This window comes from Nonomuraea sp. LPB2021202275-12-8 (assembly GCF_037044575.1).
In the GTDB taxonomy this organism is placed as follows: domain Bacteria; phylum Actinomycetota; class Actinomycetes; order Streptosporangiales; family Streptosporangiaceae; genus Nonomuraea.
Map to the genome: position 1 here is coordinate 1 of NZ_JBAHWD010000163.1, position 402 is coordinate 402.

The window sequence follows — 402 nt, forward strand, 5'->3', positions numbered from 1 at the left end:
GGTTGCTGTTTGTTGTTTGAGATTTGCATAGTGGACGCGAGCATCTTTGTGGCCAAGTTTTTTAGGGCACACGGTGGATGCCTAGGCATCAGGAGCCGATGAAGGACGTGGGAGGCTGCGTTAAGCCTCGGGGAGTCGCCAACCAGACGTTGATCCGGGGATATCCGAATGGGGAAACCTAGCACCAGTCATGTGGTGTTGCCTCCGCCTGAATGTATAGGGCGGTTGGTGGTAACGCGGGGAAGTGAAACATCTCAGTACCCGTAGGAAGAGAAAACAACAGTGATTCCGTGAGTAGTGGTGAGCGAAAGCGGATGAGGCTAAACCGGGCGTGTGTGATAGCCGGCAGGCGTTGCACGTTCGGGGTCGTGGGACCCTCTTGAAGTGACTGCCGTCGCTTCG

At 55.7% G+C, this 402-nt stretch carries 1 rRNA gene; it reads left to right on the plus strand.

The window, feature by feature from the left end:
• Nucleotides 1-50: 50 nt before the first annotated feature.
• Nucleotides 51-402: ribosomal RNA gene (locus tag V5E28_RS49185) — 23S ribosomal RNA — on the plus strand; the annotation flags it as partial.